This window comes from Burkholderia sp. YIM B11467 (assembly GCF_052952715.1).
This window is the reverse complement of record NZ_JBQVSQ010000007.1, coordinates 1-21,585: the sequence shown is the minus strand read 5'-3', so window position 1 is coordinate 21,585 and position 21,585 is coordinate 1. Positions and strand designations below refer to the sequence as shown.

Here is a 21,585-nt window from a genome sequence, read left to right as displayed (position 1 = left end):
CCGCCGGGCAGGCAGCAGGCCTAAAGAGACTTGCGCAGATTCACTGCCGGGATCTTGAGGGCTTCGCGATATTTCGCAACCGTGCGGCGTGCGACCACGAAACCCTGTTCTGCCAGCAGCTCGGCAATGCGGCTGTCCGAAAGTGGCGATTTTGGGTCTTCAGCTCCTATCAGTTGCTTGATGAGGGCTCGGATGGCGGTCGACGAGGCGGCGCCACCGGTGTCGGTCGAAACGTGAGATCCGAAGAAGTACTTAAATTCAAGCGTCCCGAACGGGGTCAGCATGTACTTCCCGGTTGTCACACGGCTGACAGTCGACTCGTGTAGGCCCAGCGTATCAGCTATTTCCCGCAAAACCAAGGGGCGCATGGCAATTTCACCGTGCGCAAAGAAATTCTTCTGACGCTCGACAATAGCCTGCGCGACACGCAGGATCGTGTCGAAACGCTGCTGGATATTTTTGATCAGCCAGCGTGCTTCCTGGAGCTGCTGCTTCAGCGAACCGGCCGACGGATCGCCGCGGCTGTTGCGCAGGATGTTCGCGTAGAGGTTGTTGATCCGCAGGCGCGGCACGACTTCCGGATTGAGTTCCGCGAGCCATCCCTGGCCGACCTTCTTCACCATGATGTCGGGTACGACGTAGTCGGCCTCGGCCTTGCCGTACGCGGCGCCGGGGAACGGCTCCAGCGAGCGGATCAGCGCATGCGCGTCGCGCAGCGCGTCGTCGCTCGCCTTCAGGTGCTTGCGCAACCGTGTGAAGTCGCGTGCGGCGAGCAGTTCCAGATGCTGCGACACGATCTCGAGCGCGAGCGTGCGCGTCGGGGACGGATCGAGGCGCAGCAACTGCAGCTTCAGGCATTCGGAAGCCGAGCGGGCGCCGACCCCGGCCGGGTCGAAACTGTGCAGCAGCGCGAGCGCGGCGTTCAGTTCGTCGCAGTCGATCTCCAGCTCGGACGGCAGGTCGGCGTGCACTTCGTCGAGCGTCGCGGTCAGGTAGCCGTCGTCGTCGAGCGATTCGATCAGGAACATCACGAGCGCGCGATCGCGCGGGCTGGCCTGCGTGACGCGCAACTGCGCGGACAGGTGGTCGCGCAGCGACGTCGCGGCTTCCTGCACCTGCAGCGGCGGGAGGTCGTCGTCGTCGGATGCGCCGCTCGAGCGGCCGTATTCGTCGAGATTCCATTGTGGGCCGTCGTTGCCGTCGCCGGCCCCGTAACCGTCGTATTCGTCCGCGCCGGCCGGTTCGTCGCGCTCCGCGCGATCGCTCGACTGGCTGCTGCTGTTCGCCGCGCTGGGCTCGGTGTTCTGTGCGGGGGGCGTCTGCGCGATCAGCGATCCGTCCGATGCAACGCGCAACGGGCTCGCGATCCATTCGTCGTCGCTTTCGAGGAGCGGGTTCTGCGCGACGGCCATCGCGACTTCCTGTTGCAATTCGAGCGTCGACAACTGCAGGAGCCGGATCGACTGCTGTAGCTGGGGCGTCAGCGCCAGATGTTGCGACAGGCGGAGTTGAAGGCTGGCTTTCATGGCAAGGAGGGAGTCATACCGGCAGTGTGCCACGACCCAGGCGCGTTGAGCCATCCGCGATTACGCGCGGCGCGCCGCCCGGCCGCGGGCATGGCCGCGAAGCGGGGCACGGCCCCGCGCGGCGATGCCGGGCGGGGTGCAGCCAGCCACGAGGAGGGAGTTACATGCGGAAGTGTTCGCCGAGGTACACGCGGCGTACGCTTTCGTTTTCGATGATATCGCTCGGCGCGCCGGCGGCGAGCACCGAGCCGTCGCTGATGATGTACGCGTGGTCGCAGATGCCGAGCGTTTCGCGGACGTTGTGATCGGTAATCAGCACGCCGATGTTGCGCTGCTTCAGGAACTTGACGATCTTCTGGATCTCGAGCACCGCGATCGGGTCGACGCCGGCGAACGGTTCGTCGAGCAGGATGAAGCTCGGATTGGTCGCGAGCGCGCGCGCGATTTCGACACGGCGTCGTTCGCCGCCCGACAGCGACAGCGCGGGGTTCTCGCGCAGGTGGCCGATCTGCAGTTCGTCGAGCAGCGCTTCGGTGCGTGCCGCGATCGCGTCCTTCGACAGCCGCTTGCCGTCCTCGCCGTACTGCAGCTCGAGCACCGCGCGGATGTTTTCCTCGACGGTCAGCTTGCGGAACACGGACGCTTCCTGCGGCAGGTACGACAGGCCGAGCGACGCGCGCTTGTGGATCGGCAGCAGGCTGATCGAGCTGCCGTTAAGCGAGATCTCGCCCGCGTCGAGCGGCACGAGGCCGACGATCATGTAGAACGACGTGGTCTTGCCGGCACCGTTCGGGCCGAGCAGGCCGACGACCTCGCCGCTCTTCACGTCGAGCGACACGTCCTTGACGACCGTGCGCGAGCCGTAGCGCTTCTTCAGGTTGCGGACGACGAGCGAGCTCGTGGTGCCGGCCGGCTGGCGGTTCGGTAGCGCGTTCATTGGCCCGGCGCTCCCTGGATGGTGGTCGACGGCGACAGCTTCGCCGGCGCGCCGTTCAGCGGAGCGGGGCCGCCGTTCTTCGGCGACAGCATCGCGCGCACGCGGCCGTTCGGGTTGCCCGGCGCGGCGACGTCCTTGCCGCCCTTGGCGGTGTAGAAATCGCGCTGGCCGTCGTACGTGACCACGCTGCCGTGCACGGTGTCGGCGATGGTCGACGTGCCCTGCAGGCGGCGCACGGTCGCGGCGGTCGTCAGCGTGGTCAGGTCCTGCTTGCCGTCGTAGTCGATGCGCTCGGCGTCGCCGTCGATATATTCGTCGAGGCCTTCGCGCTTCTGGCGGAACGTCGCGTGCTTCTTGCTGCTGCCGAACGACGTGGCGTACTGATAGCCTTCCGGGTCCTGGCGCACTTCGACGCGATCACCCTTGATGATGATCGTGCCCTTCGTGATCACGACGTTGCCGGTCGCGACCGTGACCTGCTTCAGGTCGTCGTAGGTCAGGTTGTCGGCCTCGACGTTGATCGGCTTGCTCTGGTCGGCCTTCTCGGCATGGGCGAGCGGCGCCAGCCCGATCAGCGGGAGCGCCACGAGCGTCGCGGCAAGCGCGGCGCGGACGGCGCGCGCAGCGCCGCCGGAATTCTGTCGAGGGAACGGTTCGTTCATGCAGTCACGTGAGGGATGCGTCACTTGGGTTGACCTTTCGAGCCGCCGGACGTGTCCGCCGCGGCAATCGTGCCGCGCACGTTGCCGTAAAGCTCGATGACCCGGGTGACGTTGTTGTACTTCATGCCGTCGGTCGCGTTGACGAGCGACAGGCCGCGCTGAAGTTTAACCGGCTTTTCGGTCTGGATCACATCGTCATTGACGAAGATCCGGAAATGCTGGGAATCGGCCTGCATCTGCGGATCGCCGCCGCCGGCCGCGCGCAGGATGCGCGCGTTGTCGTACAAGTCGACGATCGACACGTCGCCGTTGACGGTGCCGCGCTTCGCGGTGGTCGTCACGACCGGCTTGCCGGGCTGGAATGCGCGCATGGCCGGATCGACCAGGTCGCTGTCTTCGGTGTCTTCGTAATGGATCAGGTTCGCGGCCGTCAGCCGGTACTGGGTCGTGCCGGACTGGTCGAGCTCGGTGACCGAGAAGTTGTCCGCGAAATAATCGGGCGTGTGGCGCTTCGGTTGCGCGACGCCCTCGCCGGGCGGCGGCAGCGTGGCCTGCAGCAGCCACCAGGTGATGCCCGCGAGCGCGGCGACCGCGGCGAGCGGCAGCAGCTGGGTCCAGCGGAAATGCGTAGTCATCCGTCAGGCTCCGCAGGCGGCTGCGAGCAGCGCGTCGTAGCGGCGCTGCGCGCGCAGGATCGCGTCGCAGACTTCGCGCACGGCGCCCTGGCCGCCACGGGCCTCGGCCACCCAGTGCGCGCGGGCGATCACCTCGGGGTGCGCGTTGGCGGGCGCGGTCGCGAAGCCGCAGCGCAGCATCACGGGCAGGTCGGGCCAGTCGTCGCCCATGTAGCCGCATGCGTCGGCGGTGAGGCCGAGCGACGCGATCAGGTCGGCGAACACGGTGAGCTTGTTCTCGACGCCCTGGAACAGGTGCGCGATCTTCATTTCCCTGGCGCGCGCCGCGACGATTTCCGAGCGGCGGCCCGTGATGATCGCGGTCGCGATGCCGGCTTCGCCGAGCAGCTTCACGCCGTGGCCGTCGAGCGAGTTGAACGACTTCATCGCATCGCCGGCGGCGGTAAACAGCAGGCCGCCGTCGGTCAATACGCCGTCGACGTCGAAAATCATCAGCTTCACGCGGCTCGCGCGCTCGGCCGCAGTCAACGCTGCGCTCATCAGATCACCTTCTTCGAAAACAGGTCGTGCATGTTCAGCGCGCCGATCAGCGCGCCGTCGGCATCGACGACCAGCATCTGGTTGATCCGGTGGCGCTCCATCAGTTCCACGGCCTCGACCGCCAGGTGGTCCGGCGCGATCGTGCGCGGGTTGTGCGTCATCACGTCGGCGATCGGCAGCGTGCGGAAGTCGCCGTCGCGCGCGAGCACGCGGCGCAGGTCGCCGTCGGTGAAGATGCCGACGACCTTGCCGTCGGCGTCGACCACGGCCGTCATGCCCAGGCGCTTCGCGGTGATCTGGAACAGTGCATCCGACAGCGTCGCGTCGAGCCCGATGGACGGGACGTCGTCGCCCGAGCGCATCACGTCGCGCACGTAGGTGAGCAGGCGCCGGCCGAGCGCACCGCCCGGGTGCGAGCGCGCGAAGTCTTCCGAACCGAAGCCGCGCGCGTCGAGCACGGCGACGGCGAGCGCGTCGCCGAGCGCGAGCGCGGCGGTCGTGCTCGCGGTCGGCGCGAGGTTCAGCGGGCACGCTTCCTTCGACACCGCGGCGTTCAGGTTCACGTCGGCGAGCGTGCCGAGGCTCGATTCCGCGCGGCCCGTGATCGCGATCAGCTTCGCGCCGATCCGCTTGACGAGCGGCAGGATCGCGACGAGTTCTTCCGATTCGCCGGAGTACGAGATGCCGATGAAGACGTCGTCGGAGGTGACCATCCCGAGGTCGCCGTGGCTGGCCTCGGCGGGATGGACGAAGAAGGCCGGCGTGCCGGTGCTGGCCAGCGTTGCTGCGATCTTGCGGGCGATATGCCCCGATTTGCCGATTCCGGAAACCACCACGCGGCCGCTGCAGCCGAGCAGCAGCGCGACGGCCTGGACGAAGTCGCCGTCGAGCTGGTCGCGCAGCGCGCGCACGGCGTCCGCCTCGATGTCGAGCACGTCGCGGGCGAGCGCGAGCGCGCGGTTGTCATTGATTTTCGCTATCATGCGCGGAGTATAGCAAAGGCGTTTGTTCGCCGCGCCGGGCCTTCGGACTCGTCCGAAGTTGCCTATCCCACGCTACGCCACCGTGCCCGCTTTGCGGTGGCCCCGACGAACGAGGACGCTTTGCCCGTGATTTCCCCGCTCGAAATGACGCTCATGCTGCTGCTGGCTTCAGTGGTGGGCGTCGTCGTGTTCCGTTCGCTGAACCTCCCGCCGATGCTCGGCTACCTGACCGTCGGCATCCTGGTCGGCCCGCATGCGCTCGGGATCGCGGCGGATCTCGAACGCGCCGAGCACCTCGCGGAATTCGGCGTCGTGTTCCTGATGTTCTCGATCGGCCTCGAATTCTCCCTTGCGAAGCTGAGGTCGATGCAGCGGCTCGTGTTCGGGCTCGGGCTGCTGCAGGTGGTCGCGACGCTGGTGCTCGCGCTCGCGCTCGGCGCGCTGTTCGAGCGCTGGGTGCACATCACGTGGCAGGGCAGCATCGCGCTCGGCGGCGCGCTCGCGATGTCGTCGACGGCAATCGTGTCGAAGATGCTCGCCGAGCGGCTCGAGATCGAGACCGAGCACGGCCGCAACATCTTCGGCGTGCTGCTGTTCCAGGATCTCGCGGTGGTGCCGCTGCTGATCGTGATCGCCGCGTTCGGCGCCGAATCGTCGAAGGATCTCGCGCTGACGCTCGGCTTCGCGGCCGTCAAGATCGTGATCGCGCTCACGCTGCTGCTGGTCATCGGGCAGCGCTTCATGACGCGCTGGCTCAACGTCGTCGCGCGGCGCCGCTCGCAGGAGCTGTTCGTGCTGAACCTGCTGCTCGTCACGCTCGGCGCCGCGTTCATCACCGACAAGTTCGGCCTGTCGCTCGCGCTCGGCGCGTTCATCGCGGGGATGCTGATCTCCGAGACGCCGTTCCGCCATCAGGTGGAGGAGGACATCAAGCCGTTCCGCGACGTGCTGCTCGGCCTGTTCTTCGTGACGACCGGGATGCTGCTCGACCCGCGCGTGATCTGGGAGCATCCGTTGCTCGTGCTCGGCTTCTTCGTCGGCCAGGTGCTGTTCAAGGCCACGATGATCACGGGGCTCGCGCGGCTGTTCGGCGCGACGCCGGGCGTCGCGATGCGCACGGGTATCGGGCTCGCGCAGGCCGGCGAATTCGGCTTCGTGCTGCTGAACCTGATCCTCGACCGGCATCTCGTCGATTCGACGCTGCTGCAGGCGATCCTCGCGTCGATGCTGCTGTCGATGCTCGCCGCGCCGTTCCTGATCCAGAACGCCGACCGGATCGTGATGCGGCTGTCGTCGACCGAATGGATGCAGCAGTCGCTGCAGATGACGCGGATCGCGACGCAGAGCCTCAAGCAGCGCGGCCACGTGATCATCTGCGGCTACGGCCGCGCGGGCCAGAACCTGGCGCGGATGCTCGAGCAGGAAGGCATCTCGTATGTCGCGCTCGACCTCGACCCCGATCGCGTGAGCGCGGCCGCGACCGCCGGCGAATCGGTCGTGTTCGGCGACGCGGCGCGCCGCGAGTCGCTGCTCGCGGCCGGTATCCACCGCGCGGCGGCCGTCGCGATCACCTATGCGAACACGCCGTCCGCGTTGCGCGTGCTGCACCATGTGCACGAGCTCGAGCCGACGCTGCCCGCGATCGTGCGTACCGTCGACGATGCCGATCTCGAGAAACTGCTCGCGGCCGGCGCGACCGAGGTGATTCCGGAGATCGTCGAGGGCAGCCTGATGCTCGCGTCGCACACGCTGGTGCTGGTTGGCGTGCCGATGCGCAAGGTCGTGCGGCGCGTCGAGGAGATGCGCGACGAGCGCTACAGCCTGCTGCGCGGCTATTTCCGCGGCGCGGACGACGCGGACGACGACGACCACGAGCAGGTGCGGCTACAATCGGTGCCGGTCGATGCGCGCGCGGACGCGGTCGGGCGCTCGCTGGAGGAGCTCGGGCTGTATGCGCTCGGGCTGGAAGTCACGGCGATTCGCCGGCACGGCATCCGCGGCGTCGAACCCGACCCGCAGACCAAGCTGCGCGCGAGCGACATCGTCGTGCTGCGCGGGCTGCCCGAGGCGCTCGCGCTCGCGGAGGAGCGGCTGTCGCGCCATCGGCGCGATCCGCCGGCCGCGGCCGCGTGAGCCACGATTCAATAACCTGACCCGTATTTATTAGAAACGGTGCCCGATCTTCGCGCACCGTTTTTTTCGGAGAGTTTCATGCCGCATTCGTCGTCGGGCGCGCCGCTCGATCCGGTCGCCTTCATTCACAGCCAGATTCGCACGGTGCCCGACTGGCCGCAGCCGGGCGTGATGTTCCGCGACATCACGACGCTGCTGCAGAGCCCGAAGGCGCTGCGCATCCTCGTCGACCTGTTCGTCGAACGTTATGTCGATGCGAAGCTCGACTATGTCGCGGGCCTCGATGCGCGCGGTTTCATCATCGCGCCGATCGTCGCGTACGAACTGAGCGTCGGTTTCGTGCCGATCCGCAAGGTCGGCAAGCTGCCGTACAAGACGCGTTCGGAGTCGTACGACCTCGAATACGGCAGCGCGACGGTCGAGATCCACGAAGATGCGTGCCGCCCCGGCGACCGCGTGATCATCATGGACGACCTGATCGCGACCGGCGGCACGATGATGGCGGGGCGCAACCTGCTGCAGCGGCTCGGCGCGGAAGTCGTCGAAGGCGCGGCGATCATCGACCTGCCCGATCTCGGCGGCTCGGCGCTGTTGCGCAATGCGGGACTGCCTGTCTATACCGTCACCGAATTCGCCGGCCACTGAACGCAGGCTCACCAGCGAGGTCACGATGCCCAACTTCATGCTGTTTCTCGCCACGTCGATCGCGATCACGTTCGCGCCGGGTCCCGACAACCTGCAGGTGCTTGCACGCGGCATCTCGCAGGGCCGCGCGGCCGGCTTCGTCGCCGCGCTCGGCTTCAGCGCCGGGATCCTGTTCCACACGACGCTCGCGGCGCTCGGCGTCGCGGCGCTGCTGCGTTCGTCGCCGGTCGCGTTCGAGATCCTGAAGCTCGCGGGCGCCGCGTATCTGGTGTGGATTGGCATCAAGGCGCTGCGCAGCCAGGGCCTCGCGAATGCGCATGAGCGCCCGCCGCAGCCGCTCGGCACGATCTTCCGGCAGAGCGTGATCGGTAACCTGATGAACCCGAAGGTCACGCTGTTCTTTGTCGTGTTCCTGCCGCAGTTCGTCGATCCGCACGGCGTGCAGGGCGTGACGCTGCAGATGTTCGAGCTCGGCGCGCTGTTCATGCTGCAGACGGCCGCGATCTTTTCGCTGTTCGGCGTCGGCGCGGGTGCGATCGGCGCCTGGTTGAAGCGCCGCCCGAAGGCCGGCGTGTGGCTCGACCGGCTGGCCGGCGCGACCTTCATCGCGCTCGGCATCCGCGTCGCACTGAAGGACTGACGGCGATGACGTTTCCGTGCATCGCGGCCGCGCGGCGCTTCGATCCGGCCGCGCACCTGCGTTTCGAGATCGCCGGACAGGCGGTTGGCTGGGTGCGCCGCCAGGACGTCGCGAAGCTTGCCCGCTGGCCCGACGTGTTCGAGCTGACCGGCGAGCGTGTCGTGCTGTCGGCGCGTTACGACTCGGTCGACGCGCGCAGCATGGCGCTGGCGAGCGCGATCGGCGCGCTCGCGGCCGAAGGCGCGATTCCCGGCTGGCGCGACGAGATCTACGCGATCCGCAACCGCTTCGACGATCCGCCGCTCGCGTACATCGAGCGCGCCGCGTCGCGCTTTTTCGGCACGCAGACTTATGCGGTGCATCTGAACGGCATCGTAGAATATGCGGTTGCGCCGGGCGAGCCGTCCGCCGCGGCCGTGCCGCAGATGTGGCTCGGCCGTCGCAGCGCGACCAAGGCAACCGATCCCGGCATGCTCGACAACGTCGTCGCGGGCGGCATCGGCTGGGGCTTGGGCGTTCACGAGACGCTCGCGAAGGAGTGCTGGGAAGAAGCCGGCATTCCGGCCGAACTGGCGGTGCGCGCGATCGCGGGTCGCGCGGTTCAGGTGCTGTGCTCGCTGCCGGAAGGCACGCAGTCCGAACTGATCTTCGTGTACGACCTGCCGCTGCCGCACGACTTCGCGCCGCGCAACCAGGACGGCGAAGTGGCCGAGCACCTGCTGGCCGGCGTGCCCGAGGTGATCGGCTGGTTGCGCGAAGGCCGCGCGACGATGGATGCGAGCCTCGCGACGCTCGACACGCTGCTGCGCCATCGCTGGCTCGCGGCGGCCGACGCCGCGGGCATCGACGCGCTGTTCGCGCCGGCCGCGTGACGCGCGCCGCGACTGGCGGCCCCGCGGCGCGAACGGGCAATTTGACGAATACGGAAACGAAGGGAGTAGCGGTCATGCCGACCGATCACAGCTTTATCTTGAAACTGTCGTGCCCCGACCGGCACGGCATCGTTCACGCGGTCTCGGGCTTCCTGTTCGAGCGCAGCAACAACATCCTCGATTCGGCTCAGTTCGGCGACAGCCGCACCAGCGAATTCTTCATGCGCGTGCACTTCGAGCAGGACGGCGGCGGCGCGGATGCCGCGTCGGCGCTCGACACGCTTCGCAACGAATTCGCGCCGCTCGCGGAACGCTTCTCGATGCGCTGGGAGCTGCACGACGCGGCCGTGAAGCCGCGCGTCGTGATCATGGTGTCGAAGATCGGCCATTGCCTGAACGACCTGCTGTTCCGCTATCGCACCGGCCAGCTGCCGATCGAGATCCCGGCGATCGTGTCGAACCACAAGGAGTTCTACCAGCTCGCCGCGAGCTACAACATCCCGTTCCATCACTTCCCGCTGATCGGCGGTTCGTCCGATGCCGCGAAGGCCGCGCAGGAAGCGCGCGTGCTGGAAGTGATCGACGAGCACCAGGCCGATCTGGTCGTGCTCGCGCGCTACATGCAGATCCTGTCGCCGAACATGTGCCAGCAGCTCGCCGGGCGCGCGATCAACATCCACCATTCGTTCCTGCCGAGCTTCAAGGGCGCGAAGCCGTATTACCAGGCGTTCGACCGTGGCGTGAAGCTGATCGGCGCGACCGCGCACTACGTGACGACCGATCTCGACGAAGGGCCGATCATCGAGCAGGAAGTCGAGCGCGTCGACCACAGCATGACGCCCGACCAGCTGACCGCGATCGGCCGCGACGTCGAGTGCGTGACGCTCGCGCGCGCGGTGAAGTGGCACGTCGAGCACCGGGTCGTGCTGAACGGGACGAAGACGGTCGTGTTCCGCTGATCGGCGCTGCCGCGCTCGCCGGCCTGCCGGCACAAATAAAAACGCCGCGCCCTTTACGGGGCGCGGCGTTTTTTTTCGCCTGATACGCGGGCTTCAGATCAGCCGCAGCAGGTACAGCTCGCGCTTCAGGTACGCATAGAAGATCGGCGCGGCGATCACGCCCGGCAGCCCGAACGCGGCTTCCATGATCAGCATCGCGAGCAGCAGCTCCCACGCGCGCGACTCGATCTGGCCGCCGATGATCTTCGCGTTCAGGAAGTATTCGAGCTTGTGGATGACCACGAGGAATGCGAGCGACGCGATCGCGGTGCCCATGCTGACCGACAGCGACACGGCGACGATCAGCGTGTTCGATATCAGGTTGCCGATCACGGGCAGCAGGCCGACGATGAACGTGACGAGCACGAGCGTTTTCGACAGCGGCAGCCGTTCGTGGAAGAGCGGCAGCGCGACGAGCAGGTAGATGCCGGTGAACACCGCGTTGATCGCCGAGATCTTGATCTGCGCGAACACGATGCGGCGGAACGCGTCGGAGAAGCGCGACACGCGCGTGACGAGCGCGGTCGACAGCGGCCGGCGCACCTTGCCGTGTTCGACGCCGATCGCGATCATCGCGCCGATGATCATCCCGAACAGCACGTGGCCGAAGCCGCGCGCGACGCTCTTGCCGCTCTGCTGGAGCTGGTCCATGTGCGAGTGCATCAGCACGGCGGCCTTGGTCTTCATCTGTTCGACGTCGACGGGCAGCAGGTTCGCGATCCAGGCCGGCGTGCGTGCGCGGGTTTGCTCGACGATCTGCATCAGCTGGTCGAGCAGGCTCTGCAGGTTCGGCACCGTGCGCTCGAAGTGTTCGATGATGCCGATCGTCAGGCCCGTGAGCCCGCCGACGATCACGATCGACAGCAGCACGACGGCGACCCAGCGCGCGCGCATGCTCGTGGTGTGGCGTTCGATCACGGGCGCGATCGTGTGGATGAGCTGATAGACGAGCAGGCCGGCCAGCAGCCCGCCGAGCAGCTTGAGCTCGATCACGAGCCACATTGCAACGATCGCGAAGAGATAGCTGCCGATTTCGAGTGCCGACAGATTCGGCAGGCTGAAGTCGCTCGTCAGCCGCACGCTGCGCAGGTGCGGCTCGCGGTTCTGCGCATCGCGCGACGAGTCTTGTTGCTTCTCCATCGTGGATTCCTGTCGTTCGTGTGTCATGCCGCGGAATGCGCGACAGAGCGGTGCCCGCCCGGAGTTGCACCGGATTGGTGCGTAGGACGAACCTTACGACCGTAAAGTATAGCCGCCATTATGGTCCGCAACCGGGCCGTTTGGCGCATGGTGTAAACGCAGAAGGGAAAACGAGGGGAGGCGGGCGGCGCGTCGCGGAGGAACGCGCGCGGCCCGGCGGCCGCGCGCGGGAAGGGTGCAACGCGCGTCAGCCGACCGCGGCCTTGCGGGTCGGGCGCTTGAGCAGCGGCGCGAGGTACTTGCCGGTGAAGCTCGCCTTGGTCTTCGCGACCTGCTCGGGCGTGCCCTGCGCGATGATCTGGCCACCGCCGGCACCGCCTTCGGGGCCGAGGTCGATCACCCAGTCGGCCGTCTTGATCACGTCGAGGTTGTGCTCGATGATCACGACCGTGTTGCCCTGGTCGCGCAGCCGGTGGATCACCTCGAGCAGCAGCGCGATGTCGTGGAAGTGCAGGCCGGTGGTCGGCTCGTCGAGGATGTACAGCGTGCGGCCGGTGTCGCGCTTGGAGAGTTCGAGCGACAGCTTCACGCGCTGCGCCTCGCCGCCCGACAGCGTTGTGGCCGACTGGCCGAGGCGGATGTAGCCGAGGCCGACGTCGAGCAGCGTCTTCAGCTTGCGCGCGATGACCGGCACCGCGCTGAAGAACTCGTACGCATGCTCGACCGTCATGTCGAGCACTTCGCTGATGTTCTTGCCCTTGTACTGCACTTCGAGCGTTTCGCGGTTGTAGCGCTTGCCGTGGCACACGTCGCACGGCACATAGACGTCCGGCAGGAAGTGCATCTCGACCTTCAGCACGCCGTCGCCCTGGCACGATTCGCAGCGACCGCCCTTCACGTTGAACGAGAAGCGGCCCGGATCGTAGCCGCGCTCCTTCGAGGTCGGCACGCCCGAGAACAGCTCGCGGATCGGCGTGAACAGGCCGGTGTAGGTGGCCGGGTTCGAGCGCGGCGTGCGGCCGATCGGCGACTGGTCGACGTTGATCACCTTGTCGAAGTGCTCGAGGCCCTCGATCGCCTCGTGCGGCGCCGGCTCGGCCGACGAACCGTACAGGTGGCGCGCGACCGCGTGATACAGCGTGTCGTTGATCAGCGTCGACTTGCCGGAGCCCGATACGCCGGTGATGCAGGTCAGCAGGCCGACCGGCAGTTCGAGGTCGACGTGCTTCAGGTTGTTGCCGTACGCGTCGACGATGCGCAGCATGCGCTCGGGATCGGGTGCGAGCCGCTCGTCCGGATACTCGATCGTGCGCTTGCCGAGCAGGTACTGGCCCGTCAGCGACTGCGGGTTCGACTGCACCTGCTTCGGCGTGCCTTCGGCCACTACCACGCCGCCGTGTTCGCCCGCGCCGGGGCCCATGTCGACGACGTAGTCGGCCGTGCGGATCATGTCCTCGTCGTGTTCGACGACGATCACCGAGTTGCCGAGGTCGCGCAGGTGCTTGAGCGTCGAGATCAGGCGGTCGTTGTCGCGCTGGTGCAGGCCGATCGACGGCTCGTCGAGCACGTACATCACGCCGGTCAGGCCCGAGCCGATCTGCGACGCGAGCCGGATGCGCTGCGCTTCGCCGCCCGACAGCGTTTCGGCGCTGCGCTCGAGCGACAGGTAGTCGAGGCCGACGTTGTTCAGGAACGTCAGGCGCGCGACGATTTCCTTGATCACCTTGTCGGCGATCTCGCGTTTCGCGCCTTCGAGCGTCAGGCCGTCGAAGTAACCGAGCGCGTCGCGCAGCGGCCAGCCGCTGATTTCATAGATGCCGCGCGCGTAGTCGCCCGTGCCGATCCGCACGTGGCGCGCCTCGCGGCGCAGGCGCGTGCCTTCGCACGACGGGCACGGCTGGTTGTTCTGGTACTTCGACAGTTCCTCGCGCACCGCGACCGAATCGGTCTCGCGGTAGCGGCGTTCGAGGTTCGGGATGATCCCTTCGAACACGTGCTCGCGGATCGTCGTGCGGCCGCGCTCGTTGATGTACGAGAACGGGATCGTCTGCTTGCCCGAGCCGAACAGCAGCACCTTCCGGATCTTTTCCGGGAGATCCTCGAAGGCGGCGTCGATGTCGAATTCGTAGAACGCCGCGAGGCTCTGCAGCATCTGGAAGTAGAACTGGTTGCGGCGGTCCCAGCCCTTCACGGCGCCCGCGGCGAGCGACAGCGACGGGTGCGCGACGACCCGCTTCGGGTCGAAGAACGTGATCTGGCCGAGGCCGTCGCATTCCGGGCACGCGCCCATCGGGTTGTTGAACGAGAACAGGCGCGGCTCGAGCTCCTGCAGCGAGTACGAGCAGATCGGGCACGCGAACTTCGAGCTGAACAGGTGCTCGTGGTCGGTATCCATTTCCAGCGCGATCGCGCGGCCGTCGGCAAGGCGCAGCGCCGTCTCGAACGATTCGGCGAGGCGCTGCTTCATGTCCGGGCGGACCTTCAGACGATCGACGACGACGTCGATCGTGTGCTTGTCGTTCTTCTTGAGCTTCGGCAGCGACTCGACCTCGTAGATCTTCGCGACGCCTTCGTTCGCGGTGCCGCCGCCCGAGCGCACGCGAAAGCGCACGAAGCCCTGCGCCTGCATGTCCTCGAACAGCTCGGCGTGCTCGCCCTTGCGGTTCGCGACGACCGGCGCGAGGATCATCAGCTTGGTTTCCTCGGGCAGCGCGAGCGCCGCGTCGACCATCTGCGACACGCTCTGCGCCTCGAGCGGGATCTCGTGATCGGGGCAGTATGGCGTGCCGACACGTGCGTACAAAAGTCGCAGGTAGTCGTGGATTTCGGTGACCGTGCCGACGGTCGAACGCGGGTTGTGGGACGTCGCCTTCTGCTCGATCGAGATCGCGGGCGACAGACCCTCGATCAGGTCGACGTCGGGTTTCTCCATCAACTGCAGGAACTGGCGGGCATACGCAGACAGGCTTTCGACGTAGCGGCGCTGGCCCTCGGCATAAAGGGTGTCGAACGCGAGCGACGACTTGCCCGACCCGGACAACCCGGTAATCACGATCAGCTTGTGGCGCGGCAGGTCGAGATTGACGTTTTTCAGGTTGTGGGTACGTGCCCCACGGATACGGATCTGTTCCATGAACCTGGCGAAAATGGAGGGAACCAAACCTGCTACTATAACGGCTTTTCGAGACCGTCGTTTGGGGCCCCCAGCCTTTACAGCAGGTGGCAGCAAGGCGGCGCCTGCGCCGGGGAAAGCGGTCGCGCCGCGCGGTTCAGGGCGGCCCGCAGGCCGCCGGCATCCTGCCCCGACGTGTCGCCCGTCAGGCCTCCCGGGCCGCTGGTCCTGATCTTCCGCCGCCCGGTGTCGGGCGGACATTCCGATCATTCGAAATTCATTCCCGATGTCCAATCCGTCTGCCACGTCTTCCCGCATGACTGCGCCCGAATTGCGCGCGACCACGTCGCTCGCGGCGATCTTCGCGCTGCGCATGCTCGGCCTGTTCATGATCATGCCGGTGTTCTCGGTCTACGCGAAAACCATCCCGGGCGGTGACAACGTGCTGCTCGTCGGTATCGCGCTTGGGGCCTACGGCGTCACGCAGTCGCTGTTCTACATCTTCTACGGCTGGGCGTCCGACAAGTTCGGCCGCAAGCCGGTGATCGCCACGGGTCTCGTGATCTTCGCGCTCGGCAGCTTCGTCGCCGCGTCCGCGCACGACATCACGTGGATCATCGTCGGTCGCGTGATCCAGGGGATGGGCGCCGTGTCGTCCGCGGTGCTGGCGTTCATCGCCGACCTGACCTCCGAGCAGAACCGCACGAAGGCGATGGCAATGGTTGGCGGGTCGATCGGCGTGTCGTTCGCGGTCGCGATCGTCGGCGCGCCGATCGTGTTCCACTGGGTCGGGATGAGCGGGCTGTTCGCGATCGTCGGCGTGCTGTCGATCCTCGCGATCGGCGTCGTGCTGTGGATCGTGCCCGACGCGGCCAAGCCCGTGCACGTGCCCGCGCCGTTCGCCGAGGTGCTGCACAACGTCGAGCTGCTGCGCCTGAACTTCGGCGTGCTGGTGCTGCACGCGACGCAGACGGCGCTGTTCCTCGTCGTGCCGCGCCTGCTCGTCGACGGCGGGCTGCCGGTCGCCGCGCACTGGAAGGTGTATCTGCCGGTGATGGGGCTCGCGTTCGTGATGATGGTCCCGGCGATCATCGTCGCGGAGAAACGGGGCAAGATGAAGCCGGTGCTGCTGGGCGGCATTCTGGCTATCCTGATCGGCCAATTGCTGCTGGGCAGCGCGCCGCATACCATCATGATTGTGGCGGCGATCCTGTTCGTGTACTTCCTGGGGTTCAACATCCTGGAAGCGTCGCAGCCGTCGCTCGTGTCGAAGCTCGCGCCGGGTTCGCGCAAGGGCGCGGCCACGGGCGTCTACAACACCACGCAGTCGATCGGGCTCGCGCTCGGCGGCATCGCGGGCGGCTGGCTGCTGAAGCACGGCGGTGCGAACACGGTGTTCTACGCGTGTTCTGGGCTCGTTGCAGCGTGGCTTATAATCGCGGCCAGCATGAAAGCGCCGCCGCGCAAGGCCTGAACCTATTGTCGGGCAGGCACCGGCGGCGTCGCCGGCTTGTCCGGCGGGCTGCTCCGACGCACGCGCGGGCGGCCCGGCATCGAATTTACTGGAGAAACACATGGCATCCGTCAACAAGGTCATCCTCGTCGGCAATCTCGGCGCCGATCCTGAAGTCCGTTACCTGCCGAGCGGCGACGCGGTTGCGAACATTCGTCTCGCGACGACCGACCGCTACAAGGACAAGGCAAGCGGCGATTTCAAGGAAATGACCGAGTGGCATCGCGTCGCGTTCTTCGGCCGTCTGGCGGAGATCGTCAGCGAATACCTGAAGAAGGGTTCGTCGGTCTATATCGAAGGCCGCATCCGCACGCGCAAGTGGCAGGGTCAGGACGGTCAGGATCGTTACTCGACCGAAATCGTCGCGGACCAGATGCAGATGCTCGGCGGCCGCGGCGGTGCGGGCGGTGGCGGCGGTGGTGGTGACGAAGGCGGTTACGGCGGCGGCTACGGTGGTGGTGGCGGCGGCGGTCGTGGCGAGCAGATGGAGCGCGGCGGTGGTGGCGGCGGTCGTGCCGGCGGCGCGGCGCGTGGCGGTGCTGGCGGCGGCGCGCAGAGCCGTCCGAGCGCACCGGCAGGTGGCGGCTTCGACGAGATGGACGACGATATTCCGTTCTGACCTCCCGTCAGCAGAATCTGTATAGATCAACCCCGCCTTTGTGCGGGGTTTTTCTTTTTGTTTCCACGGTTCCGCGAATCCCCCTTCTCCGCAAGACGAAAGCCGATACCCGGCCGGCGGGAAACGGGTGCGGTCTACGAATCCCTGAACCCGACAGTTATCTCGATTCTTGAGCCTGCATCTTGAGCGGAGCGGTTCAGCGATTTCGTCGCGGATTTCTTCACACCCATGAGAAATTCCATATTTATCGAGACGGCTCCTGCGGATAGAGTGCGTTGTCGGCACTGAGTGTGATCGTAGATGCAGCCGGCCAAAGTCAACTTTTATCAGGAGATCGAATCGATGCGTGAGCTCAAACGGAACGACCTGAAACAGGTCAGCGGCGCTTTTTCGTGTCAACTTAATCCGGCACCCATCAATTGGGCGGCGGTTGGTGGGGCAGCCCTGGTGGGCGCCGCCCGTGGCCCGCAAGCAGCACTTCTGAGTGGCGCGGGCGCGTTCCTCGGACAGGCCTGGATCTGCAAGTTCTGAATATCGACGGGCAGTTTTGCCTGTCCGGAGGGTGCGTGCGAGCATTTCGCTGCTCGCGCGCCTGTCGTGTTCGATGCATTGAAATGTCGGGAGTCGTCATGCATTTTCGTGATTCGCGAAGCCCGGTCAGGAAGTTCTTGAGGTACGGCCTTTACCCCGAGCGCTTCAGCAAGGAATTCGGCGATGGATGGTTTGCCGTCTTGCTGGGTGCGTTTGGCAGAACGCTTCCGATGTCGGTCGGGGTGGCAGCGTTGAGCAGTGTTGTGGCGCCGGGCGTGCTCACGACGGGGCGTCTGGCATTGACGTCGGCGATCCTGTTCGGACACAGCGCCTATCTGGAGTGGCATTTGATTCGCCGGTCCCGACGCGAAGGGGACTAGCCGTCGGGCCAGTCGGTTGACTGCGCAGGATCGATGCGCATCGTGTGGCGAAAGCGTGATCAAATGGTCGAACCCCGACCTGTCGACGAGGCGGCAAGCGGTCCGCCGTGATCCGGATCGCGTCGCTCACGTGTATCGGCCGAGCGCCGGGGCCCTTTTCATTGATGTCCTTGTCCCTCGCAATCCAGACGAATCGTGGCTGACGAACTTCCCGACCTCATCGCTTCGCATCTCGACGTGCTGTTCTGCGGGATCAATCCCGGCCTGACCGCGGCCGCGACAGGGCATCACTTCGCGGGGAGAAGCAACCGCTTCTGGCGCGTGATCCATCTTGCCGGCTTCACGCCGATGGAAATTTCGCCGCAGGACGATCGCGCGATACTCCAGTACGGCTGCGGCTTGACGGCGGTGGTGAAGCGACCAACGGCGAGCGCCGATCAGCTTTCGCGCGCGGAATTCATCGCCGCGGCCGCGGCGTTCGAGCAGAAGGTGGCGCGTTATGGGCCGCGCTTCGTCGCCTTTCTCGGCAAGGCGGCGTATTCGGCGCTTTCCGGTCAGCGCGAAGTCGCGTGGGGATTGCAGCCGGCCCGCATGCAGCGCGCGAGCGTGTGGGTGCTGCCCAATCCCAGCGGGAGAAATCTTGCGTTCGGCCTCGATGATCTGGTCGACGCGTACCGCCAGCTCCATCTGCAGGCGCAGACCGTTTCCGGGCGCCAACCGGAGGGGCAGGATGCGGGGCAATAAAACCGCGCCCGTGTGGCCGGGCACCGTGTTGCCGCGCGCGTTCTTCGACCGCATGGCCATCGACGTCGCCCCGCAACTGCTCAACAAGATTCTCGCGGCAGCGGACGGCCGGGCCGGCCGCATCGTCGAAGTGGAGGCCTATGCCGGTGCGATCGACCCGGCGGCGCATACCTATCGCGGCAAGACGCCGCGCAATGCGACGATGTTCGGGCCGCCGGGGCACCTGTACGTCTATTTCACTTACGGCATGCACTGGTGCTGCAACTGCGTGTGCGGGCCGGATGGCACGGGAACGGGCGTGCTGATCCGTGCGCTGGAACCGCTGCAGGGGCTCGCGCACATGCGCACGGCACGGCCGCCGCAGACGCGCGATCGCGATCTGTGCCGCGGGCCGGCCCGGCTGACCCAGGCAATGGGGATCGGCGGCGCCCAGGACGGCGTCGACCTGGTTCGCGCGCGCGAAGGGTTCGCGATCGTGGACGACGGCATGGCGCCGCCCATGGATCTGGCGGGTGGGCCGCGCATCGGCATTCGCGTCGGCACGGATCTTCCGTGGCGGTGGAGCGTGCCCGGCAACCGGTATGTGTCGGGGGCGCTGCCGCGCACCTGATGCGTGCCGCACACAAGTCGCGCGTTATTCGACCTGCGTCACGCGGACGCCATGATTGACCGGCTAAGCTGGTTTTTTCGACGTTTCGATCGAGGGGACACCATGCGGCGGGTCGTATTCAACCAGAAGGGCGGCGTGGGCAAATCGACGATCGTCTGCAACCTGGCGGCGATCAGCGCGAGCGAAGGGTTGCGCACGCTCGTCATCGACCTCGATGCGCAGGCGAACTCCACGCGCTATCTGCTCGGCGACGCCGCGGCCGACGCGCAACCGGGCGTCGCCGGTTTCTTCGAAACCGCGCTGACCTTCAACTTCCGTCCGGTCGACGTCGCATCGTTCATCCATCCGACCCCGTTCGAAGGGCTCGACGTGATGCCGGCGCATCCGGATCTCGACACGCTGCACGGAAAGCTCGAATCGCGCTACAAGATCTACAAGCTGCGCGACGCGCTGAACGAGCTCGACACCTACGACGCCGTGTACATCGACACGCCGCCCGCGCTGAATTTCTATACGCGCTCGGCGCTGATCGCGGTCGAGCGCTGCCTGATCCCGTTCGACTGCGACGACTTTTCGCGCCGCGCGCTGTACACGCTGCTCGAGAACGTGAAGGAAATCCAGCAGGACCACAACGCGGCGCTCGAGGTGGAAGGCATCGTCATCAACCAGTTCCAGCCGCGCGCGAGCCTGCCGCAACAACTGGTCGACGAACTCGTCGACGAAGGGCTGCCGGTACTGGCGTCGAGGTTGTCCGCGTCGGTGAAGATCCGCGAGTCGCATCAGCAGTCGAAGCCGGTGATCCACCTCGAGCCCGGGCACAAGCTCGCGCAGGAATTCCGCGCGCTGCATCGCGAACTGGCCGGCTGATCTCGCGCATACCGGTGCCAGTGCCGACCGCGGCCGTTTCATACGGCCGCTTTTTCATTGCGCCCCGCAATTCGTCCGATCATTGATTTTGTCATTAATAATCCCGAAAACGATTTCAAGATAAATCTGGAAAAACGATTACATAAGCGACCGCTTCATTTTCAATGTGCACCTGTTTTCTAATAACCGGAATAATGCATAGGTAAATGTTGCGAAAAGTCATGGTGCGCTATGCTGTAAAAAGGTAAAAATCGTTCCAGGGCAAGATGCTGCGGTGTTCCGATCTGCGATGTCGACGCGTCGAGGGCTTCAGCGGCCGCCCGATTGGAAAATAAGGGTTTACACCTAGTATTAATGCCATTTAATTGACAATTAATCGATCTAGAATGGCCTCCTTCAACTTCCCGCATCCAAATGGGTGACGGGTTGCCAATAAGGAAGCGATTGTCGATCTGGCTTCCATTTTTCTTTACGTCGTCTCTCGCATTGCTAACAGGAGCGTGCCCGATGTCCGTATTTGCCCCCGAAAAACTGACCGCCGATTATCAATCCGGAATCGCCGCATGGTTTGCGATCGCCCGTCCGGCGATCCACGGCTTCGAGGCTGTCGTCGAACTCAACCTGCAAGCGGCCCGGACGGCGCTTACGGAGTACGAGGACAAGCTGAAGAACGCATTCAACAGCAGCAATCCGGCCGTGGGCTTCGCGCAGCAAGTGGCCGCACCGCAGGAAGCGGCAGGCAAGGTCGTGTCGTACGGCCGTCATCTGTTCGACATCGCGGTGTCGACGCAATCCGAATGGGCGAAGGTTGCACAGGCGCAATACGAACAGAACGACAAGCGCCTGAAGGACGTGATCGGCGAGCTGTCGAAGCATGCGCCGGCCGGCTCGGAGTCCGTGGTGGCTGCGCTGAATTCGGCGCTGTCCGCGGCGACCGCCGCGGCCGACTCCGTGCGTGCAGCGACGGGGCAGGCGATTGAAGCCGCGCAGAGCGGCTTCGATGCGGTCAGCGAAACGGCCACGCGCGGCGGCAAGCAGACGGCTGCCGCCGCACGCAAGGACGCAGCGGCCGCGCGCGAATCGGCTGCATGACGACGTGAGAGCGTGCCGCGCGAGTGCGCGGCACGATTGATCGGTGCCGGATGGCGCCGGACGCCGTGTGTGCCACGCGGTGTCCGGCGACCCTCCGGTTTGCCGCAAGGTGCCGGTGCACGGGCGGCCCGTGCCGGTGTGCCGTCGGCGCGACCGGGCGTGGCTCGCGGCGCGGCGGTGCGCGATCGCCATCGCGCCGGGTGCCCCGGGATGCGCGATCGCCAGTTGCAGCCGGCCCTTGCCGGTGTCAGAACGACGAACTGATTTCGATGCAGGAACTGAACATGACGGATGTAGTGATCGTATCGGCCGCGCGGACCGCGGTCGGCAAATTCGGCGGCTCGCTTGCGAAGATTGCGGCGCCGGAGTTGGGCGCGACGGTGATCCGCGCGGTGCTGGAGCGTGC

At 66.1% G+C, this 21,585-nt stretch carries 22 protein-coding genes; 14 read left to right on the top strand and 8 right to left on the bottom strand.

What is annotated here, in order from left to right; translation table 11 throughout:
- Window positions 1-20: 20 nt before the first annotated feature.
- From ACTRWB_RS23355 to kdsD, 6 genes are all read right to left on the bottom strand, one after another.
- Window positions 21-1,526 (bottom strand): RNA polymerase factor sigma-54, encoded by a 1,506-nt coding sequence (locus ACTRWB_RS23355; protein ID WP_446903324.1) that lies wholly within the window; start codon window positions 1,524-1,526, stop codon window positions 21-23.
- Between the two features lie 160 nt (window positions 1,527-1,686).
- Window positions 1,687-2,463 (bottom strand): LPS export ABC transporter ATP-binding protein, encoded by a 777-nt coding sequence (lptB, locus tag ACTRWB_RS23350; RefSeq protein ID WP_193099116.1) that lies wholly within the window; start codon window positions 2,461-2,463, stop codon window positions 1,687-1,689.
- A complete protein-coding gene (gene lptA / locus ACTRWB_RS23345; RefSeq protein WP_048246959.1) occupies window positions 2,460-3,125 on the bottom strand; it encodes a lipopolysaccharide transport periplasmic protein LptA in 666 nt (221 codons plus the stop codon). Before lptA ends, lptB begins: the two co-directional genes overlap by 4 nt.
- 20 nt (window positions 3,126-3,145) lie before the next feature.
- Entirely contained in the window at window positions 3,146-3,760 is a 615-nt protein-coding gene (lptC, locus tag ACTRWB_RS23340; RefSeq protein ID WP_446903323.1) for an LPS export ABC transporter periplasmic protein LptC, read from the bottom strand.
- A 3-nt stretch (window positions 3,761-3,763) separates the two neighbouring features.
- Entirely contained in the window at window positions 3,764-4,300 is a 537-nt protein-coding gene (locus ACTRWB_RS23335) for a KdsC family phosphatase (RefSeq protein ID WP_129512994.1), read from the bottom strand.
- Complete coding sequence (kdsD, locus tag ACTRWB_RS23330) at window positions 4,300-5,283, bottom strand: arabinose 5-phosphate isomerase KdsD (protein ID WP_129512993.1); 984 nt, start codon at window positions 5,281-5,283, stop codon at window positions 4,300-4,302. The genes ACTRWB_RS23335 and kdsD overlap by 1 nt, the downstream gene beginning before the upstream one ends.
- Before the next feature lie 126 nt (window positions 5,284-5,409).
- On the opposite strand from kdsD, the gene ACTRWB_RS23325 reads away from it, so the two are divergent.
- The 5 genes from ACTRWB_RS23325 to purU all read left to right on the top strand — a co-directional run bounded on the left by ACTRWB_RS23325 (window position 5,410) and on the right by purU (window position 10,532).
- Window positions 5,410-7,416 carry a monovalent cation:proton antiporter family protein gene (locus ACTRWB_RS23325; protein ID WP_048247155.1) on the top strand — a complete coding sequence of 669 codons (2,007 nt, stop codon included), beginning with the start codon at window positions 5,410-5,412 and terminating at the stop codon, window positions 7,414-7,416.
- A gap of 78 nt (window positions 7,417-7,494) precedes the next feature.
- Window positions 7,495-8,061, top strand: a complete 567-nt coding sequence (locus ACTRWB_RS23320; protein WP_011353218.1) for an adenine phosphoribosyltransferase — start codon at window positions 7,495-7,497, stop codon at window positions 8,059-8,061.
- A 25-nt stretch (window positions 8,062-8,086) separates the two neighbouring features.
- On the top strand, window positions 8,087-8,701 hold the full coding sequence (locus ACTRWB_RS23315) for a LysE family translocator (RefSeq protein ID WP_048246952.1): 615 nt from the start codon (window positions 8,087-8,089) through the stop codon (window positions 8,699-8,701).
- A 5-nt stretch (window positions 8,702-8,706) separates the two neighbouring features.
- Window positions 8,707-9,573 carry a DUF4743 domain-containing protein gene (locus ACTRWB_RS23310; protein WP_446903322.1) on the top strand — a complete coding sequence of 289 codons (867 nt, stop codon included), beginning with the start codon at window positions 8,707-8,709 and terminating at the stop codon, window positions 9,571-9,573.
- 74 nt (window positions 9,574-9,647) lie between these two features.
- Window positions 9,648-10,532 (top strand): formyltetrahydrofolate deformylase, encoded by an 885-nt coding sequence (purU, locus tag ACTRWB_RS23305; RefSeq protein ID WP_193099113.1) that lies wholly within the window; start codon window positions 9,648-9,650, stop codon window positions 10,530-10,532.
- A 93-nt stretch (window positions 10,533-10,625) separates the two neighbouring features.
- Here purU and ACTRWB_RS23300 read toward each other — a convergent pair whose 3' ends face one another.
- Window positions 10,626-11,711 (bottom strand): AI-2E family transporter, encoded by a 1,086-nt coding sequence (locus ACTRWB_RS23300; protein WP_193099111.1) that lies wholly within the window; start codon window positions 11,709-11,711, stop codon window positions 10,626-10,628.
- A 247-nt stretch (window positions 11,712-11,958) separates the two neighbouring features.
- Window positions 11,959-14,844, bottom strand: coding sequence for an excinuclease ABC subunit UvrA (gene uvrA, locus ACTRWB_RS23295; RefSeq protein WP_048246945.1), 2,886 nt, complete (start codon window positions 14,842-14,844; stop codon window positions 11,959-11,961).
- Between the two features lie 265 nt (window positions 14,845-15,109).
- Here uvrA and ACTRWB_RS23290 point away from each other — a divergent pair, with 265 nt between their 5' ends.
- The 9 genes from ACTRWB_RS23290 to ACTRWB_RS23250 form a co-directional block, all read left to right on the top strand.
- The gene (locus ACTRWB_RS23290; RefSeq protein WP_048246943.1) at window positions 15,110-16,297 is read left to right on the top strand and encodes an MFS transporter; all 1,188 of its coding nucleotides are present in this window, start codon (window positions 15,110-15,112) and stop codon (window positions 16,295-16,297) included.
- Between the two features lie 100 nt (window positions 16,298-16,397).
- Window positions 16,398-16,955 (top strand): single-stranded DNA-binding protein, encoded by a 558-nt coding sequence (locus ACTRWB_RS23285; protein ID WP_021162583.1) that lies wholly within the window; start codon window positions 16,398-16,400, stop codon window positions 16,953-16,955.
- 300 nt (window positions 16,956-17,255) lie between these two features.
- Window positions 17,256-17,486 carry a hypothetical protein gene (locus ACTRWB_RS23280; RefSeq protein ID WP_412023005.1) on the top strand — a complete coding sequence of 77 codons (231 nt, stop codon included), beginning with the start codon at window positions 17,256-17,258 and terminating at the stop codon, window positions 17,484-17,486.
- A gap of 98 nt (window positions 17,487-17,584) precedes the next feature.
- Window positions 17,585-17,866: a hypothetical protein gene (locus ACTRWB_RS23275; RefSeq protein ID WP_446903321.1), complete on the top strand. Its 282-nt coding sequence runs from the start codon at window positions 17,585-17,587 to the stop codon at window positions 17,864-17,866.
- A 195-nt stretch (window positions 17,867-18,061) separates the two neighbouring features.
- Window positions 18,062-18,610: a G/U mismatch-specific DNA glycosylase gene (mug, locus tag ACTRWB_RS23270; protein ID WP_446903320.1), complete on the top strand. Its 549-nt coding sequence runs from the start codon at window positions 18,062-18,064 to the stop codon at window positions 18,608-18,610.
- Window positions 18,597-19,220: a DNA-3-methyladenine glycosylase gene (locus ACTRWB_RS23265; protein ID WP_446903319.1), complete on the top strand. Its 624-nt coding sequence runs from the start codon at window positions 18,597-18,599 to the stop codon at window positions 19,218-19,220. The genes mug and ACTRWB_RS23265 overlap by 14 nt, the downstream gene beginning before the upstream one ends.
- Window positions 19,221-19,322: 102 nt before the next feature.
- Window positions 19,323-20,087, top strand: a complete 765-nt coding sequence (locus ACTRWB_RS23260) for a ParA family protein (RefSeq protein WP_048246937.1) — start codon at window positions 19,323-19,325, stop codon at window positions 20,085-20,087.
- Window positions 20,088-20,594: 507 nt separating this feature from the next.
- Window positions 20,595-21,179 carry a TIGR01841 family phasin gene (phaP, locus tag ACTRWB_RS23255; protein ID WP_129512986.1) on the top strand — a complete coding sequence of 195 codons (585 nt, stop codon included), beginning with the start codon at window positions 20,595-20,597 and terminating at the stop codon, window positions 21,177-21,179.
- Window positions 21,180-21,463: 284 nt separating this feature from the next.
- The coding region (locus ACTRWB_RS23250) for a thiolase family protein (RefSeq protein WP_446479784.1) at window positions 21,464-21,585 on the top strand (122 nt) is incomplete at its 3' end.